Here is a 16866-nt window from a genome sequence, read left to right as displayed (position 1 = left end):
GCCTGACGCACGCCCCAAAAGAGGTTCTTCCTCTTAAGCTTTGGATCGTTCTAATTTTTCACTTCGCTGACCGTTCCGGCCGGAGGCTCGTAGTTTTCAAGCTGCCGGAACGTCATTCCGCGCTGCTCCATCAGCGCCCGCACCTTGTCGTCGTCTTTTGGATACGGCCTGTGGAACACGATTTCCGACACGCCGCTGTTCGCGAGCATATTCGCACACGTCCAGCACGGCTGGTCGGTGACATAAACGACAGACCCTTCACGGTCCTCGCGGTCCGTAAATAACAGCAGGTTTTGCTCCGCATGGATCGTCCGGATGCAGCGCTGCTTCTTGATCACCTGCTCCTTGCCGTCCGATGCGACCAATTCGTACTCTTCCACGAGCATGCAGCCCGCTTCCGAGCAATCCGGCACGCCCATCGGAGCACCGTTGTACGCCGTGCCGAGCAGCTTCTTCCCCTGCACCAGGACGGCTCCAACGTGCCTTCGGCTGCATTGGGAGCGGGTGGAAGCCATATAGGCGATATCCATAAAATACGTATCCCAATCTTTACGTGCCATCATGCTGATTCAAGCTCCTTTATGTTTTCCGGCTCTATTTCTGGCTTGCTTGGATCGCTTGATCCAAATCGTAAATAATGTCGTCGATCGCTTCGGTCCCGATGGACAGACGAATCATCCCCGGCGTTACGCCCGCCGCCGCCTGCTCCTGCTCGCTAAGCTGCTGATGCGTGGTGCTGGCCGGATGGATGATGAGCGACTTCGAATCGCCGACGTTCGCCAAATGGGAGAACAGCTTTACCGCATTGATCACTTTGCGCCCTGCTTCTACACCGCCTTTGATGCCGAACGTCATGATCGCGCCTTGGCCTTTAGGCAAATACTTTTTCGCCAGCTCATGCGACGAATGGCTCGGAAGGCCGGCGTAGCTCACCCAATCCACGGCTTCGTTCTTCTCCAGGAATTCAGCAACCTTCTGCGCATTGAAGCTGTGGCGCTCCATGCGAAGATGAAGCGTTTCGAGCCCTTGCAGCAGAAGGAACGCGTTGAACGGCGAGATCGAAGCGCCCATGTCGCGCAGAAGCTGCACGCGAGCCTTGATAATGTAAGCGATCGGGCCGACGGCGTCGGTATACACAACTCCGTGATAGCTCGGATCCGGATCGGTCAGACCGGCAAATTTGCCGCTGGCTTTCCAATCGAAACGGCCGCCGTCGACAATAATGCCCCCGATCGAAGTGCCGTGCCCGCCGATAAATTTGGTCGCCGAATGTACGACAATGTCCGCTCCGTGTTCGATCGGACGGCAAAGATATGGGCTCGGGAACGTATTGTCGATAATCAACGGAATGCCGTTCTCATGCGCAATAGCCGCTACGGCAGCAATGTCGAGCACGTCGCCCTTAGGATTGCCGATCGCTTCCGCGAACACGGCTTTCGTCTTCGGCGTAATGGCCTTCCGGAAGTTTTCCGGATCGCTTGCATCGACGAAATGCACTTTAATGCCGATTTTCGCCAGTGTGTTGGCAAACAGATTGTAAGTACCGCCGTACAAGGTGGACGAGGATACGATCTCATCGCCCGCTCCGGCAATGTTAAGTATTGAGTATGTGATGGCCGCTTGGCCGGATGCCGTCGCCAGAGCCGCAGCTCCGCCTTCGAGCGCAGCAACGCGTTTTTCGAACACATCGGTCGTCGGATTCATAATGCGCGTATAGATGTTGCCGAACTCTTTGAGAGCAAATAAATCGGCGGCGTGATCCGTATCGCGAAATCCATAGGACGTCGTCTGGTACAAAGGAACTGCTCGGGACATCGTCGTTGGGTCAATTTCCTGTCCTGCGTGAACGGCCAACGTTTCCAAAGAAAGCTTGCGCTCTTCTGACATACTGCATCCTCCTTATAATCAACAGAAATGATGGATAATCGTACCTATTTTCGCACATTCCGCAGCAAAACGAAAGCTTTCTCCGCAAAACATTTCAGACATAATTACATGGCCTGGCCGACTCAAGGCTCCAAAGTGACGAGAGGCTTTATTTTTTTCAGCATTTTTTCGCCGATTCCCTTCACTTCCAGCAGCTGGTCTACGGATTTGAACGAACCGCCCAGCTTCTTGCGAAGCTCGACGATCGCTTGCGCCCGGCTGGCCCCGATTCCCGGGAGCTCGTCGAGCTGTTTGGCGGTAGCCGTGTTCAAATTGATTTTACCGGGAGCGCTCTCAACCGGCTTCCCGGCAGCGGCCTTCGCCGATTCGGAAGCCGCCCCGGCGGCAGAAGCTTCTTCCGGCGGACTGTCCGCTGCAGCAGGCTTAGGAGATGACTCTGCGGCAGCCTTCTCCGCGACCGGGTTCCCTTTCGGCTCCGCCGCAGGGTTCTTTTCACCCTTTGCTACCTTCGCCTCGCCCGGAAGCCCATTCGCCTGTCTTGCTTCGTTCTGCTCCTGAAGCAATTTTCTCATTTCCTCGTCCGCCGCCTTAAAGCCCGCCGGTACCCCGTCCGATGTCCAAGGACGCCAAAACAGCAGTACAATGACAACGCCAGCGGCGAGCACTAGGCCGGCAAATCGAACCAAAGCTTTTTCCGAAAAATGGGGCATTGCTCCACCTCGTTTCTTCATCGAATCTTGATCGAAAAATCGAATGCATGGTCTTGCGCTCCGTCTCATATACATGAAAAAGGCTGCAATCCAATCAGGGGGGGATGGTCATGCAAATCGGATTTATCGGAACAGGCAGCATGGGCAGTATTCTCATCGAAGCGTTCATTCAATCCGGCGCAGTCAGCCCGGATCATCTTGTTGTGACCAATCGCACCGCCCGCAAAGCGGAGCAGTTAGCGGAAAGCTACCCGGGCCTGCAAACAGCCCGTTCTAATAAGGAAGCTGCATCGGGGGCCCAGCTTCTTTTTCTGTGCGTCAAACCTATGGAATTCAAAGCGGTCATCGATGATATCCGGGATGTTGTCGCCCCCGACACGGTCGTTGTCTCCATTACAAGCCCGGTGCAGATTCGTCATTTGGAAAAACTGCTCCCCTGCAAAATCGCCAAGGTCATTCCGAGCATTACCAACTATGTGCTCAGCGGTGCGACACTGTGCATTTACGGAGACCGGATGACCGACGAGGATCAAGCGCGGCTGGAGCTGCTGCTCTCCCACATTAGCGCCCCCATCCGCATCCGCGAGGAGCATACGCGCGTCTCTTCGGACATTACAAGCTGCGGCCCGGCGTTTCTGGCCTTTTTCGTGCAAAAATTCGTCGATGCCGCCGTTGCCGCCACCGGCATCTCCGAGACGGAGGCTACGCAGCTTGCAGCCGAGATGACGCTCGGCACCGGTAGGCTGCTGACTACCGGAGGCTTTACGCCCGCTTCCCTGCAGCAGCGGGTATCCGTTCCCGGCGGCATTACCGCGGAAGGACTCCGCATAATGCAAAAAGAGCTGTACGGGGTCTTTGACGACCTGATCCGCACAACTCATGCTAAATACGATGAAGATGTGGAAAAGGTGAAGGCCCGGTTTTTCGGCCCGTAGGCCGAACAGAACGCGATGCTTTCACGTCCTTTTCCGATATGAACCGCCGTGCTCCGATTCCGGAGTGCGGTTTTTTGTTTTCCCGACGCCGCTTCTTACCCTACGACGATATTGACAAGCTTGCCTTTGACGGCAATCACCTTGCGGACGGTTTTACCCGCCATCGCTTCTTTGACTTTATCCAAGCCAAGCGCCAGCTCCTGCATCGTCGCTTCGTCGGCATCCGCCGCGATTGTAGCACGGTCGGCGATTTTGCCGTTCACTTGGATCACGATTTCCACTTCATTGTCGACCGTCCACGCTTCGTCGTACACAGGCCATGCGTCATAAGCAACGGTACCGGAATGACCGAGCTTCTCCCACAGCTCTTCCGCCAAGTGCGGCGCGATCGGAGACAGCATTTGCACGAAGTTTTCCATCGCCGCTTTCGGCAAACTGTCCGTCTTGTATGCTTCGTTGACGAAGATCATCAGCTGGCTGATTGCCGTATTGAAACGCAGCGCCTCATAGTCTTCGGTGACTTTCTTAATCGTGCGGTGCCAGGTCCGTTTGAACGCTTCGCTGCCCGCATCGCCATCCTCAGTAATTTTCGCGCTCAGCCCACCGTCTTCGCCGACGAACAAGCGCCAAACGCGGCTCAGGAAGCGGAATGTGCCTTCTACGCCGTTCGTGTTCCAAGGCTTCGTCGCTTCCAGCGGCCCCATGAACATTTCGTACATGCGCAGCGTATCCGCGCCGTACTCGCCGACGATTTCGTCCGGGTTGATGACGTTGCCGCGCGATTTGCTCATTTTCTCCATGTTCTCGCCGAGAATCATGCCTTGGTTGACCAGCTTGTAGAAAGGCTCTTTCGTTTCTACAACGCCGAGATCGTACAGTACCTTGTGCCAGAAACGGGCATACAGCAAGTGAAGCACGGCATGCTCCGCGCCTCCGATGTACAGATCGACCGGCAGCCATTTGCGCTGCAGCTCCTTGGAGCAGATCTCGTCATTGTTCTTCGGATCGATAAAACGCAGGTAGTACCAGCAGCTTCCCGCCCATTGCGGCATCGTGTTCGTCTCGCGGCGCGCTTTGAGGCCGGTCTCCGGATCTACTGTGTTCACCCAATCCGTCACATTGGCAAGCGGCGATTCGCCCGTGCCGGAAGGCTTGATTTCGTCCACTTCCGGCAGAAGCAGCGGCAGCTGATCTTCCGGAACGGTTTTCATCGTACCGTCCTCCAGATGAAGGATCGGAATCGGCTCGCCCCAGTAACGTTGACGGCTGAACAGCCAGTCGCGGAGACGATAGGTTACTTTGCCTTGACCTTTGCCATTGGCTTCGAGGTGCTCGATCATCCGCGCGATGGATTGCTCGTTATTCAAGCCGTTCAGGAAATCGGAATTGACGTGCGGGCCGTCGCCGGCATACGCTTCTTTGTTTACATCGCCGCCCTGCACCACTTCCACAATCGGAAGATCGAACTGCTTCGCAAATTCCCAGTCGCGCGGGTCGTGCCCCGGCACCGCCATGATCGCGCCTGTTCCGTATCCGGCCAGCACATAGTCGGCAATCCAGATCGGCACCTTGTTACCGTTGACCGGATTAACCGCGTAAGCGCCGGTAAAGACGCCTGTTTTTTCCTTGGCAAGATCGGTGCGCTCCAAATCGCTTTTGCGGGCTGCGCGTTCCTGATAGTCTTTCACCGCTTGGGCTTGCTCCGGCGTCGTAATACGGGCTACGAGCTCATGCTCAGGCGCCAATACGCAATAGGTGGCCCCAAACAGTGTATCCGGACGGGTCGTGAATACCTTCAGGCTATCGTTCCCGTGTCCGTCGATGGCAAACGTCACTTCGGCGCCCGTAGACTTGCCGATCCAGTTGCGCTGCATATCCTTAATGCTTTCGGACCAATCGAGCTCTTCAAGATCCTCCAGCAGGCGCTCCGCGTACTCGGTAATCTTGAGCACCCATTGGCGCATCGGCTTGCGGATGACCGGATGGCCGCCACGCTCGCTCAAGCCGTCGATGACTTCTTCGTTGGCCAGCACCGTTCCGAGCGCCGGACACCAGTTGACCGGCACCTCGTCCACGTAGGCGAGACCTTTTTTATACAGTTGAACGAAAATCCATTGCGTCCATTTATAATATTCGGGATCGGTCGTGCTGAATTCGCGGTCCCAATCGTAAGAGAAGCCGAGCGACTTGATCTGTCTGCGGAAATTATCGATATTGCGGAACGTGATGTCGCGCGGATGCTGTCCCGTATCGAGCGCATGCTGCTCCGCCGGCAAGCCGAAGGCGTCCCATCCCATCGGATGCAGAACGTTATAGCCGCGCAGCCTTTTATAGCGGGATACGATGTCCGTCGCCGTGTAGCCTTCCGGGTGCCCGACGTGAAGACCTGCGCCGGAAGGATACGGGAACATGTCAAGCGCGTAAAACTTCGGCTTGCTCTCGTCGTCCAGCACCTTGAACGTTTTGTTTTTCTCCCAATATTGCTGCCATTTCGGTTCAATCGCCAAGGGATTGTACCCTTGCTGTTCTCTAGTTTCCTGTGCCATATTTGTGTAGACCTCCTTCGATTCAAACAAAAAAGCCCTCATCGCTAGCGCAACGCTAGGGACGAGAGGCTTATTTCCCGTGGTACCACCCTAGTTGACTCAAGCATGCTTTGCCTGGGCCCACTCTCCCCTTAACGCGGGGTACGTTTATGGCTCTGACCGGCGAAGCTTGCGCTCGGTTGCGGTCTTTTGGCCAAACGGCTCGAAGATGAGTTCGCTGCCTGCTTCTACCGGTTCCCACCCGCCACCGGCTCTCTGAAAGAAAGCGCTGCAGTTACTAGTTCTTGTCACGGCCTTTTGCATATATGCTCCAATTAGGTTTCATTATATGAAAAACGATTCCTCCGTGTCAAGCCGGGCTCCCGATTTTCCCGAAGCTGCGGGATAATACGCCGCCGGCCTCATCGCAAACGGGTCCGTCCCGGTTACATTCTCCTTAACTTGGCCATACTTTGTAATAAATGTTTTCTATTCGAAGCTTATTACGGAGGATGAGCCTTATGAAAGGATTCGTCAACGGGGTCATGCTGTCGCTCCCGCTATGGGGGATGATCCTGTGCCTGCTGCAGCTGATTATCCATTTAACACGTTAACGAGATGCGCCCGTATCCGTTTGCCCCACTTCAAGCTCAATCCCGCGGCTTCACGGCCACAAAAAACGCCCGCTGCGTATCGTCCGTCGGCGCTTCGAACGAAAAGTCGGCATAGCATGCCGTCTCGGAAAATCCGGCCGCACGCAGCCGCTCCTGCACCCAATCGAGCGAATACGCCCGCTGCACATGCAGCTCCTCGATCCGGTGATACCGCTCCGTAATGGCGTCGTCAGACCCTTCCGCCCATGTGTCCCCTTCCCGCACGAACAAGGTCAACTCATGCTCGATTTCGCAGCGGCCCGGATCAAAATCGCAGGTCCAGATGTAGGCGACATCGTCGTCGTTCAGGAAAAACGGCTGCGATTCCGCATAGCTCTGAAGCTGGCTCTGCGTATGCATGTCGAACACGAACACACCGCCCGGAGCAAGCCCGTCGTATACCTGTTTGAATGTCCGCTCGATGTCTTCTTCCTCCAGCAAATAGTTCAAGCAATCGCAAAACGAAATGACCGCATCGACCGGGCGGCCAAGCTCCCATTCGCGCATGTCCTGCTGCAGCCACATCACGCCTCCGCCCGCAGGAAAAGGCTTGCTCCGCTGTGCGCTTTCCGCTTTTTGACTGGCCATGGACAGCATATCCTCCGACAGGTCGATGCCGACGACTTCGTAGCCGAGCTGCGCCAGCGGGACTGCTATGCTTCCGGTACCGCAGCCCAGATCGACCACGCTTCGGGGTGCTCCGTGCTTGTCCCAGCACTGGTGCGCAAAGTGAAGCCAGTCGTCATAGGGCATGTCCTCCATCAGCCGGTCATACAGATGGGAAAATTGTTCGTAAGCCACAGCTTGCTCCTCCTTCACCGAACAGACAAAGGCCGGCTCCGAACGACTTTCATTCGGATGCCGGCTGCGATGCCGCTTCTTTTTTCAAATAGGTCCAGCTGCCTTCCTGATAAACCAGACCTTCCTTCATCAGCTTCCCGATGGCGCGTTTGAAGGCGGACTTGCTCATGCCGAACCGCTGACTGATCAAATCAGCCGGGGTTTCGTCCGAATACGGCATCGCCTGATTCGGGCGCTCTTTCAGGAAGGCCAGAAGCTTCTCCGAATCGGTGTCGCGTCCGACTTCCTTGCGCTCGCGCATTGAGCAGTTGACGTTGCCATCCTCGCGTACGAACGAGACGCGCACCTTCACCTGTTCGCCGAGACGCAGCAGCCGGGTTCTTTCAGACGTATGAATAAAGCCGATGACGCCGAACCCGACCACGCCGCCGTCGCAAACGACGAACGAACCCATTTGCAGCGGCTTGTAGACGCGGGCGTCGACCCAGGTGTTGCGCCAGCTTGCCGGAGCGTCGAAGCACAGCCGCTTAAGCCGGTCTTCTCCGGCCACTTTGGCGACGAGCCGTCCTTGCCGGTCGTGAGCGAGTACGACGAATACGCGGTCTCCGACTTCAGGACGCAGCTCCTTAAGCTCAGGCAGCTCTTTAAAAGGAAGCAGCAAATGACGTCCGAGCCCCATTTCGAGAAAACAGCCGAAGCGCGGATGGAGGTCGACCACTTCCAGAAGCGCGACTTCTCCAAGCGTGACGAGCGGCTTGCGCATCGTCGCCGCCAGCCGATCCTCGGTGTCGTGAAACAAGAATACCTCGACCTGCCCCCCCGGCTTCACTTCCCCGGCGGCTTCGCTGTAATGGAGCAGCACGTCCTGCGTGCCGTCCGTTAAAAAATAGCCGTGCGGCGATACTTCCCTCGCCACGTCCAAACGTCGAATCGTTCCGGCTTCCAGCCTCATACCCGTTCGACCACTTTCGCGTCGGACCACAGCCGCTCGATGTTGTAATATTCGCGGTCGTCGCGGTGAAACACGTGAACGACGACGTCGCCCAAGTCGACAAGTACCCAGCGGGCCGTGTCCATGCCTTCGAGGCCGCGGATTCGTGCGCCGCGCTCTTCCGAACGTTTCTTGATCTCGGTCGCGATCGCCTGCACCTGCGTTTCGGAATTACCGTGGCAAATGACGAAGTAATCCGCAATCAAAGAAATCCCGCGCAGGTTCAATGCCGTTACATCCATCGCTTTCTTGTCTTCGGCCGCATCGACCACGAGCTTCATAAGCTCATCCGGTTGAATGGTCATATCGTTTCCTCCTGTAAGTAAATCATACCGTTTCTCCCCGCTGCTCCAGCTCCCGGATCAATCCGTTGCGAGCTTCGAAGGTCAGCGGATAAATTCGCTTGCCTTTATCTAATAAAAAACGGATCGTTCCGTCAAATCCAGTTATAAGTGCCTTCTCTAAACTATGTTCGGCGTTTTGGCGAATATTATGCACGCCCGGAAAATCCCGGCCCGGCTCCATGTAATCCGCCAGACAAACGACCTTGTCAAGCAGCGTCATCCGTGCGCGACCCGAGGTGTGATAACGTATCGCATCCAATACTTCCTCGTCGCTTACGCCGTACTGCTCCCGGGCGATCCACGCGCCCGCGTGGGCATGCCACAGTTCTTTGTCGTAATCGAGCAAATCCTGAGGCAGTCCGTTCTCGCGGATGATGCGCGCTTGCTCGTCCACACGCCAATATTTACAGACATCATGGAGAATGGCCGCCAGCTCGGCTTTGTCCGGGTCCGCCCCATAGCGCTCCGCCAGCCGCACCGCCGTTTCCATGACGCCAAGCGTATGGTTCCAGCGCTTCTCCGGCATCTGGGAGCGAACCGATTCGATCATTTCCTCACGCTTCATACAGACGGTTCACCTCGATATAATGATTTACCCGATCCGGGACCATGTAACGCACTGACCGTCCCGAAGCCCGGCGCTGCCGGATCAACGTGGACGACAGCTCGATTTGCGGCATCGGCACAAGCTTCACCGATTGCCGAATGGCATCGGGAAGCCCCTCGTACCCCGTATCATAGCCCGGCCGCTGCAATCCAGCGAAAGTAACCAGCCGGGCCAGCTCGTCGATCTTATACCACTTCGGCAAATATCGAACCATATCGGCCCCGATAATATAAGTAAACCGATCACCGGGATGCTGCGCCCGAAGCATCGTTACCGTCTCGATGCTGTACGATACGCCGCCTTTGCGCAGCTCCATATCCGATGCCCGGAAGTGCGGGTGCCCTTCAACGGCAAGCTTAACCATCTCCAGCCGCTGCCGTGGGGAAGCTCCGGGTGCCTGTTCTTTATGCGGAGGAACGTTCGTCGGCATAAACCATACTTCGTCGAGTTCGAGCCTCTCGCAGACGCTTTGGGCGGCAATCAGATGCCCGATATGAACGGGATCGAAGGTGCCGCCCATCAAACCGACCTTCATTCGGCATCCCCCTCTTTTTAGCTGAAATGCCACTTCTAGCGCTGTAGGCTTAAACCGGAAGCTCGATCGTTTTATGCTCGCGGGATTCCTTGTAGAGCACGATGATTTTGCCGATCACTTGAACCAGCTCTGCGCCGGCGCCTTGTGACAACTGCTCGGCCACTTCGCTCCGGTCCTCCATACAGTTGTTGAGCACCGTTACTTTGATCAGCTCGCGGACTTCCAGCGCCTCGCTGATGTGCCGGATCAGATGATCGTTTACTCCGCCTTTGCCGACCTGAAAGATCGGGTTCATATGATGCGCCAATGAGCGCAAATACCGTTTTTGTTTGCCTGTTAACATGGTGGTTGTTATCCTCCTTAAGTAGCACCCTCCTAAATCCTCCCTGGTAGGGAGGACCCCAAAGGGCTGCGCCCTCTGGACACCCGAAAGGGGCGTGCCTGCTGCGGGGCCGGCGTTGAAGGAACAGCGGCGTAGGAACGCTTTCGTCCCTTCGGGACACGCTCACATGCGGTGTTCTCTCCATACGTTATGCCCAGGGTGCGCTGCGTTGCGTCGTGCGTTTTTTCATTTATTGCGGGGAAGGAGCCGCCTCATGACGCTGTCATGAAGCTCTTGTTCGGCGCAAGGCGCAAACCGAGGCGTCAGGGGCTCATGACCTTGTCATGAAGCGCCCTGGACGGCAACATCTCAAACCCCAAAAGCCAAAATCCAAACCCAAATCCGTGCCTAATCCATACTTAATGTGTTCAAAATCAATGCTCCGATACCGAAAAAGATTGTTCCACCACTTCGCGCATGGCGGCGATCGGAGCGGGTTCGCCGGTCCAATATTCGAAGGCGTAGGCGCCTTGGTAAATGAACATGCCGAGGCCGCTGTGAATGACGGCGCCGCGCTGATCGCGGGCTTCGCGCAGGAAACGGGTGATCAGCGGGTTGTACACCAGATCGCTGACGACCGTCTCGGGACGAATCAGCGAAATGTCCATCGGCACCTCGTCTACGTTCGGATGCATGCCGAGCAGCGTATTGTTGACGATCAAAGCGGCCTCTCCGGCCAGCTTCGGAATCTCGTCCAGGCCGTACCCGGATACGCTGCCGAATTCGCTCATCGACGAAGCGAGGTCCAGCGCCTTCTCCTTCGTGCGGTTCGCGATGTAGATATGCTCCGCGCCTTCGCGGGCTAATGCGTAGCCGACGCCGCGAGCCGCTCCCCCTGCGCCGATCATCAGCACCTTGCGACCCTTCAGCGAGATGCCCGTCTCTTCGCGGAGCGAACGCATATAGCCGATGCCGTCGGTATTGTAGCCGATCAGCCGGCCGCCTTCGTTGACGATGGTGTTCACCGCTCCGATGGCGCGGGCTCCTTCGTCGATCTCGTCCAAATAGGACATGACCTCGACCTTGTGCGGAATCGTCACGTTGACCCCGCGGAATTGCAGCGCCCGGATGCCGGCCACCGCGTCCTTCAGCGTGCCGGGCAGGATGTGAAACGCTCCGTACGCCGCATTGATTCCCGCCGCTTCGAATGCCCGGTTCAGCATGATCGGCGATTTGGAATGCCGGATCGGATCGCCGAATACCCCGTACAAAATCGTGTGGCTGTCCAGTTTATGCTTGCTCATTGAATCCCGTTCCTCCCGCTCCCCGCTAAATGACCGATTCCCGAACGGCGACCTTCACGCCTTTAGGCACGTGAATGACCAGATCCGCTCCCGCCGTGCCGTTTACTTTGATCCAGCCGAGGCCCGAGACCGAGACGTCCAGATTCGCGTTCTTCGGAATGCGGATCGGATGCTTGGTCAGCTTAGGCAGCTCCTCCAGCTCTTCCAGGCTTGGCGGCGACAAAAGCACGCCCCGGTGCTCCTCGTACAGCTCGTCCGCCCGTTCCAGCTTCGTCCGGTGGGCCTGGAGCGCGTTGGAAACGTAGAACGTGAACGACTGCCGTTCGCCCTGCACGAAATCAAAGCGCGCGAAGCTGCCGAAGAAGATCGTCTGTTGATCGTTCAATTGGAACACCAGCGGCTTGATCGGCCTGTCCGGCATCACCTTCATCAAATCTTTCTTGCTGACGAGCTCCGTCAGACGATGCTTGTACACGATGCCCGGCGTATCGATGATCGAGGCGCCGTCGTCCAGCGGAATGCGTACAAGGTCAAGCGTCGTGCCCGGATATTGCGAAACCGTCAACTCGGCGTCCAAATCGCTGTAATCGCGAATAAGCCGGTTGATGAGCGTCGATTTGCCGACGTTCGTCGCCCCGACGACATAAATGTCGCGCCCTTTGCGGTGCAGCTCCAACGCTTCGATGACCCGTTCGAAGCCCATATTTTTTTTCGCCGAGCACAGAACGACTTCCACGACCCGAAGGCCCGCTTCCTTCGCCTGTCTCTGCACCCAGTTTACGATCCGGTTGTAGTTCGTCACTTTGGGGAGCAGATCGATTTTGTTCACGACCAGAATGACCGGGTTAGTGCCGACAAAGCGCGCCAGACCGGAAATCATACTGCCCTCGAAATCGAAAATATCGACAATGTTCACGACCAGCGAGTCTGTTCCCCCTACATGGGTGAGCAGCCGCAGAAAGTCGTCCTGGTTGAGCGTAATGCCCGAAGCTTCATTGTAATTCTTGATGCGGAAACACCGCTGGCAAATGATCGGCGTGCGCTCAAGCGCTTGAGCCGGGACATAGCCGAGCTGATCCGGCTGCTCCGTTTGGAGCGATACACCGCAGCCCGCGCAGTGGTTCGTTTCGGAATGTTGATTGTGGGCCGTCATACGTTCCCTACCTTTTCATTATAGTTAATGCGGCCTTTTCGATCCTTCGGTTTACCTTCGTAAAAAAGCCCTCGTCCGCAAGAGAAATCGGCTTGACGAGGATGGTGTAAAGCCCCATCCGGTTGCCTCCCAGCACGTCGGTCAGCATTTGATCCCCGATGACCACCGTCTGCTGCGCCCGCAGATTCATGATGCTCATGGCTCTCCGGAACGCTGCGCTTGTCGGCTTACGGGCGCGATAAATGAAAGGCAGGGACAGCGGCTCGGCGAACTTGGTAACCCGGTTGCGCTGGTTGTTCGACACGATGACGACCTGAAAGCCGATTTGCCCCACGACTTTCAGCCAATCCAGCAGCTCCGGCGTGGCAAGAGGCGCTTTGGCTCCTACCAGCGTATTGTCCAAGTCCGTTATGATGCCGCGGTATCCCTGCTCCCATAACGCTTGAAGATCTATGTCAAATATCGTGTTGACTTGTTGACGCGGAATTAGCTTTTTCAGCAAAGCGTTCACCTCGAAAGACATTAGGCTGTATACGTCAAACTATACCATAACTGTCCATTTTGTTGCAAAATGGCGAACAAAAAAAGCAAACCGCCCTCCGCAAAGGCGCGGTTTGCCGATCGTTTACCATTACATCTGCGAACGCAAGCGTTCGACGATTTGATTTGTTTTTTTCCAGTCTTCCTCCGTGATTTCCGCTTTTCCGTACTTCGCCTTCTCGAATACGTGAAGCACAGCCTCCAGCTCGTCGCTCATCCACCGGCTCTGACGGGACCAGCGGCGCACCGCTTCGCGTAGCGTCTCGTGCTCCTCGCGCACATACCCGTTGCGCCGGAAAATGCGCAGCAGACGTTCGCATTCGACGATGACCTTCTGCTTCAGCAGCGAAGCCCGGCGGCGACGCGCGCGTTCCTTCAGCAGCTCAACCACCTGCAGCTTCCAGGCGAAGAATGCGGCAACGGCGATCACGGCGGCGGCAATACTCCAAGCTGCCGCATGATGCGTTTCGACGGTTGGCTCTGCCGGCTTCGTCTCCGGCTTTGGAGCAGTTTGCGGCACCACCGGCGAAGCGGTCGTTTCTTCCAGCAGCACGGCGCGCGGCATCGCGAAGCCCGCTGTCGGCTCGAACGGAATCCAACCGTAGCCGTCGAAATAAACCTCGACCCAGGAGTGGGCGTCGGAGTTGCGCACCGTGTAAACCCCGCCGCCATCCGGGTCCATCAGCAGCTCGTTGGGGGCGAAGCCTTGCAGCTCCGTCTGCTGAAAATCCGGCGTCCCCGACGCATAGCCTTTGACCCAGCGCGCTGGCAGCCCGATCGAGCGAGACAGCACCACCATCGCGGTAGAGTAATAATCGCAGTAGCCTTCCTTAATCTCAAACAGGAACCGGTCGACAAAATCCCGGCTCTGGCCCTTGCTGACGTCGGGTTTATTCGTATACGGGAAGCTCGTCTGCAAGTATTGCTCAAGCTTCTTCGCTTTGTCGTACGGAGTAGCCGCATCCTTCGTCAGATCCGCGGCCAGCTTGCGGACCCGCTCCGGCACGCTGCTCGGCAGCTGGAAGAATTCCGCCATATCCTGCCTCAGCGGCGCAACAGGCAGCTTCCGCAGCGCTTCCTCGTTTACAACCGGCATTTGCGACACGATCGTATACGTTTGCGGGTACGGCTGTCGCTCGCTGTAGCGGATCTCGGATTGCGGAGCCGACCATTGCAGCGGGTCGAAGCCGTTTTTGGCGCCGTTCAACCCCATCACCTTCTGGATGGAGAAAGCACCGAACAATACGGGATACGGCTGCTCCGACATCAGCGTGACGGTCTGCTTCACCTCCACCGTCTTCGCCTTGGAGCCGGCTAACCGGGCGTCCGCCGGAAGCGTAGCTTCGGGCCTGATCGCGTTCCACGGCCCGCGCCGTTCGCTGTCGCTTTCCTCCCAGCCTTTGCCGGTATAGTGCGAACGCGTCTCACCCCGCCAATAAGCGCGGTGATCCGTTTCTATCTTCATGACCGGCGTATAGTCAAACCGAAAGCCGCCTCCCAGATTCGAATCGCTCCGGCTGTAGCCCGACGAGGAATCCATCGCTTCGCTGGGAGGGACGGTGACGCCCTTCCCTGTGGTGAAAGCCATCGGCTCTCCCCGGGATGCGCGCCAAGCGGTATACGGGTCGGTCACCATCGGTCCGACCTCGGGCATGAGCGATCCGGCGAGCACCGTCACCCCGATTAAGGAGGCGACCGTCATGGCGATGGAAGCCGGATATTCCGCCAAATGCCGCCAAGCGGTCGGATCTTTGTGCCGCAGCTGCGCGAAATGATTGAGAATGAGCAGCAGCAGCCCGCAGCCGACGATTGCGGCCACTTGCGGCCACAGATAGATGGACGAGAACGAGTCGCGGATGCAGAGCGCAAGCACGCTGACCACCAGCAGGATATATACCCGCCACTTTACCTCCACCCACCAAATAACCGTCACGTACACGACCCAGGCACCCATGCCGAACCACAAATACGGCGTAAGCTCGTACAGATTCAAGAACAGCTTCGAGCTCAAAAAGCTGGACGCCTTGATCGGCTCGATCTCTTCAAATTGCTCGAGCACGAGCACGTTGATGACCACGACGGAGACCAGTTGCAAAATGCCGCGAACGATCCAATGCAACCGCGTCAAATGCTCGAACGCAAAGATCGCCAGAAGCGTCAGCTTCACGATGACGACCGTCTCCGGAAGCCAGAAGCCGTCTTCTTTGGCGAACCAGTATACGAACTGGAGCAAAATCAAGCCAGATAACAGCACCGACAAGCGGTGGGGCCATTCGTCCCACAGCAGACGCTTAAGCCACATTCGCTGCTGCTTCATCCCTTCCGACCTCCCAACAGCCCGGGCAGCTCCGACAGCTGCCTTACGGCATAACAGGGAATGCCCCGCGTATGCAAATCCTTCACCCAAATCTCTTTTTCCCGGGCGGCGCCGATCCAGAGGTGGCAAGGATTCATCTGCTGCTGCTTCAGCCAGGCAAGCACCTGCAGCATCGGTTCACCGGACATCGGGCTGATCAGCGTAACGAAGCCGCCGGGTACCAACTGATGCACTTTGGTTTTGAGCACATGGCGGATATCATGGTCGCCGTCGGCTTCCACATCGATGAAATGCTTCTGCGCCGCCTGATACAGCGCTTGCCCGGTCTTGGGCTCAAGATAGACGTCGTCTGCGCCTGTAGAGACAAGCCCGAGCGCAAGCCCCCGTTCCGAGCCGTATTGAAACAAGGACGCGGCTACGGATACGGCCAATTCGAACTGATCGGGGTCATCGTAGGCTTGCCCCGCCCGGTCGAGAATCAAGTACGTTTTGGGCAGCGATTCGCGCTCGAATTCCTTCGATTTCCAGGTGCCGGTCTTGGCGGTCGCATTCCAATGAATGCGGGAGAGGCGGTCTCCGTAAATATACTCGCGAACCCCGTTGATCTGCGTCGTCTCCCGGACCGCCCGGGTCGTGGACGAGTGGTGGCTCGTTCCTTTCATCATTTGGTTGTTCTGCTGCCATTCCCGGATCGGCACGGTCTGCGGCAGCACGGCGATGCTCTGGGGCAGCTCCAGACCGCCCTTGTGCTCGAACAAGCCGAAGACGTCCTCCGTCACGCATTCCGTCTGTCCGAACGTATAGCGCCCCCGGCGCATAGCCGGGGTCCGGTATTCCCATTCCGCGCGCCGCCGCCAGTCGGGAACGACCGTCGCTTCGAACGTCAGCTCGCGCCCGCTTTTGTGAACCAAGCGGTCCTTGATAAACAAATAGGGGATCGGCCATATGCCCGGAATTTGCAGCTGAATCGTTACGCCGAGCGAGCTGCCCGCCGGCAGCAAAGAACCATAATCGCCGCTGGACAGCGTGCGTACGCCTTGGGTCCGCTTAATGCCGCTCCACTGCCCCAGCAGCAAATAAACGCTCAGAATCGTCATCATCACGAACAGCATTAAAGCGAGCTTGCCGCCCTGAAACAGCAAGAAGCCGAGACTTCCTGCAAAAGCCGTCGCCACCGCCCAAAATTTGCGGCTGAACCGCGGCCTGAACGGGAGCCTGTGAGCGAAGGAAGGTTTCATCATG

The 16866-nt window shown here is 57.1% G+C and carries 16 protein-coding genes and 1 other annotated feature; of the genes, 1 reads left to right on the top strand and 15 read right to left on the bottom strand.

Annotated elements, in window-relative coordinates:
* Window positions 1–50: 50 nt before the first annotated feature.
* The 3 genes from ET33_RS04480 to ET33_RS04470 all read right to left on the bottom strand — a co-directional run bounded on the left by ET33_RS04480 (window position 51) and on the right by ET33_RS04470 (window position 2597).
* The gene (locus tag ET33_RS04480; RefSeq protein ID WP_036677044.1) at window positions 51–563 is read right to left on the bottom strand and encodes a deoxycytidylate deaminase; all 513 of its coding nucleotides are present in this window, start codon (window positions 561–563) and stop codon (window positions 51–53) included.
* Window positions 564–594: 31 nt separating this feature from the next.
* Complete coding sequence (locus ET33_RS04475; protein ID WP_036677042.1) at window positions 595–1887, bottom strand: homocysteine synthase; 1293 nt, start codon at window positions 1885–1887, stop codon at window positions 595–597.
* 122 nt (window positions 1888–2009) lie between these two features.
* Complete coding sequence (locus ET33_RS04470; RefSeq protein ID WP_051775106.1) at window positions 2010–2597, bottom strand: ComEA family DNA-binding protein; 588 nt, start codon at window positions 2595–2597, stop codon at window positions 2010–2012.
* A 110-nt stretch (window positions 2598–2707) separates the two neighbouring features.
* On the opposite strand from ET33_RS04470, the gene comER reads away from it, so the two are divergent.
* A complete protein-coding gene (gene comER / locus ET33_RS04465; RefSeq protein WP_036677039.1) occupies window positions 2708–3532 on the top strand; it encodes a late competence protein ComER in 825 nt (274 codons plus the stop codon).
* A 95-nt stretch (window positions 3533–3627) separates the two neighbouring features.
* Here comER and leuS read toward each other — a convergent pair whose 3' ends face one another.
* From leuS to ET33_RS04405, 12 genes are all read right to left on the bottom strand, one after another.
* Window positions 3628–6078: a leucine--tRNA ligase gene (leuS, locus tag ET33_RS04460; protein WP_036677036.1), complete on the bottom strand. Its 2451-nt coding sequence runs from the start codon at window positions 6076–6078 to the stop codon at window positions 3628–3630.
* Between the two features lie 54 nt (window positions 6079–6132).
* Window positions 6133–6378 (bottom strand) — a binding site (T-box leader).
* Between the two features lie 329 nt (window positions 6379–6707).
* A complete protein-coding gene (locus ET33_RS04455; protein ID WP_036677032.1) occupies window positions 6708–7511 on the bottom strand; it encodes a class I SAM-dependent DNA methyltransferase in 804 nt (267 codons plus the stop codon).
* A 49-nt stretch (window positions 7512–7560) separates the two neighbouring features.
* On the bottom strand, window positions 7561–8463 hold the full coding sequence (locus ET33_RS04450) for a CvfB family protein (protein ID WP_036677028.1): 903 nt from the start codon (window positions 8461–8463) through the stop codon (window positions 7561–7563).
* Window positions 8460–8807, bottom strand: a complete 348-nt coding sequence (rsfS, locus tag ET33_RS04445; RefSeq protein WP_036677024.1) for a ribosome silencing factor — start codon at window positions 8805–8807, stop codon at window positions 8460–8462. The genes ET33_RS04450 and rsfS overlap by 4 nt, the downstream gene beginning before the upstream one ends.
* A gap of 22 nt (window positions 8808–8829) precedes the next feature.
* A complete protein-coding gene (gene yqeK / locus ET33_RS04440) occupies window positions 8830–9411 on the bottom strand; it encodes a bis(5'-nucleosyl)-tetraphosphatase (symmetrical) YqeK (protein ID WP_036677021.1) in 582 nt (193 codons plus the stop codon).
* Window positions 9401–9988 carry a nicotinate-nucleotide adenylyltransferase gene (locus tag ET33_RS04435; RefSeq protein ID WP_036677018.1) on the bottom strand — a complete coding sequence of 196 codons (588 nt, stop codon included), beginning with the start codon at window positions 9986–9988 and terminating at the stop codon, window positions 9401–9403. The genes yqeK and ET33_RS04435 overlap by 11 nt, the downstream gene beginning before the upstream one ends.
* A 49-nt stretch (window positions 9989–10037) precedes the next feature.
* Window positions 10038–10331 carry a ribosome assembly RNA-binding protein YhbY gene (yhbY, locus tag ET33_RS04430; RefSeq protein ID WP_036677014.1) on the bottom strand — a complete coding sequence of 98 codons (294 nt, stop codon included), beginning with the start codon at window positions 10329–10331 and terminating at the stop codon, window positions 10038–10040.
* Between the two features lie 413 nt (window positions 10332–10744).
* Window positions 10745–11614 carry a shikimate dehydrogenase gene (locus ET33_RS04425; RefSeq protein WP_036677011.1) on the bottom strand — a complete coding sequence of 290 codons (870 nt, stop codon included), beginning with the start codon at window positions 11612–11614 and terminating at the stop codon, window positions 10745–10747.
* 25 nt (window positions 11615–11639) lie between these two features.
* Window positions 11640–12767 (bottom strand): ribosome biogenesis GTPase YqeH, encoded by a 1128-nt coding sequence (yqeH, locus tag ET33_RS04420; RefSeq protein WP_036677008.1) that lies wholly within the window; start codon window positions 12765–12767, stop codon window positions 11640–11642.
* Window positions 12768–12774: 7 nt separating this feature from the next.
* Window positions 12775–13290 (bottom strand): YqeG family HAD IIIA-type phosphatase, encoded by a 516-nt coding sequence (locus ET33_RS04415; RefSeq protein ID WP_371860693.1) that lies wholly within the window; start codon window positions 13288–13290, stop codon window positions 12775–12777.
* Window positions 13291–13398: 108 nt separating this feature from the next.
* The gene (locus tag ET33_RS04410; RefSeq protein WP_036677006.1) at window positions 13399–15624 is read right to left on the bottom strand and encodes a transglutaminase TgpA family protein; all 2226 of its coding nucleotides are present in this window, start codon (window positions 15622–15624) and stop codon (window positions 13399–13401) included.
* Window positions 15621–16865: a DUF58 domain-containing protein gene (locus tag ET33_RS04405; protein WP_235206639.1), complete on the bottom strand. Its 1245-nt coding sequence runs from the start codon at window positions 16863–16865 to the stop codon at window positions 15621–15623. Before ET33_RS04405 ends, ET33_RS04410 begins: the two co-directional genes overlap by 4 nt.
* Between the last annotated feature and the right edge of the window lies 1 nt (window position 16866).

It is taken from the genome of Paenibacillus tyrphae (assembly GCF_000722545.1).
GTDB lineage: Bacteria > Bacillota > Bacilli > Paenibacillales > NBRC-103111 > Paenibacillus_G > Paenibacillus_G tyrfis.
Note: the sequence above shows the minus strand (reverse complement) of the source record. Positions and strands in the feature narration are given on the sequence as shown.

Bases quoted from the DNA above. Each gene is read 5' to 3' on its own strand.
- ET33_RS04480 (WP_036677044.1), bottom strand. From the start codon at position 563: ATGATGGCACGTAAAGATTGGGATACGTATTTTATGGATATCGCCTAT.
- ET33_RS04475 (WP_036677042.1), bottom strand. From the start codon at position 1,887: ATGTCAGAAGAGCGCAAGCTTTCTTTGGAAACGTTGGCCGTTCACGCA.
- ET33_RS04470 (WP_051775106.1), bottom strand. From the start codon at position 2,597: ATGCCCCATTTTTCGGAAAAAGCTTTGGTTCGATTTGCCGGCCTAGTG.
- comER (WP_036677039.1), top strand. From the start codon at position 2,708: ATGCAAATCGGATTTATCGGAACAGGCAGCATGGGCAGTATTCTCATC.
- leuS (WP_036677036.1), bottom strand. From the start codon at position 6,078: ATGGCACAGGAAACTAGAGAACAGCAAGGGTACAATCCCTTGGCGATT.
- ET33_RS04450 (WP_036677028.1), bottom strand. From the start codon at position 8,463: ATGAGGCTGGAAGCCGGAACGATTCGACGTTTGGACGTGGCGAGGGAA.
- rsfS (WP_036677024.1), bottom strand. From the start codon at position 8,807: ATGACCATTCAACCGGATGAGCTTATGAAGCTCGTGGTCGATGCGGCC.
- yqeK (WP_036677021.1), bottom strand. From the start codon at position 9,411: ATGAAGCGTGAGGAAATGATCGAATCGGTTCGCTCCCAGATGCCGGAG.
- ET33_RS04435 (WP_036677018.1), bottom strand. From the start codon at position 9,988: ATGAAGGTCGGTTTGATGGGCGGCACCTTCGATCCCGTTCATATCGGG.
- yhbY (WP_036677014.1), bottom strand. From the start codon at position 10,331: ATGTTAACAGGCAAACAAAAACGGTATTTGCGCTCATTGGCGCATCAT.
- ET33_RS04425 (WP_036677011.1), bottom strand. From the start codon at position 11,614: ATGAGCAAGCATAAACTGGACAGCCACACGATTTTGTACGGGGTATTC.
- yqeH (WP_036677008.1), bottom strand. From the start codon at position 12,767: ATGACGGCCCACAATCAACATTCCGAAACGAACCACTGCGCGGGCTGC.
- ET33_RS04415 (WP_371860693.1), bottom strand. From the start codon at position 13,290: ATGTCTTTCGAGGTGAACGCTTTGCTGAAAAAGCTAATTCCGCGTCAA.
- ET33_RS04410 (WP_036677006.1), bottom strand. From the start codon at position 15,624: ATGAAGCAGCAGCGAATGTGGCTTAAGCGTCTGCTGTGGGACGAATGG.
- ET33_RS04405 (WP_235206639.1), bottom strand. From the start codon at position 16,865: ATGATGAAACCTTCCTTCGCTCACAGGCTCCCGTTCAGGCCGCGGTTC.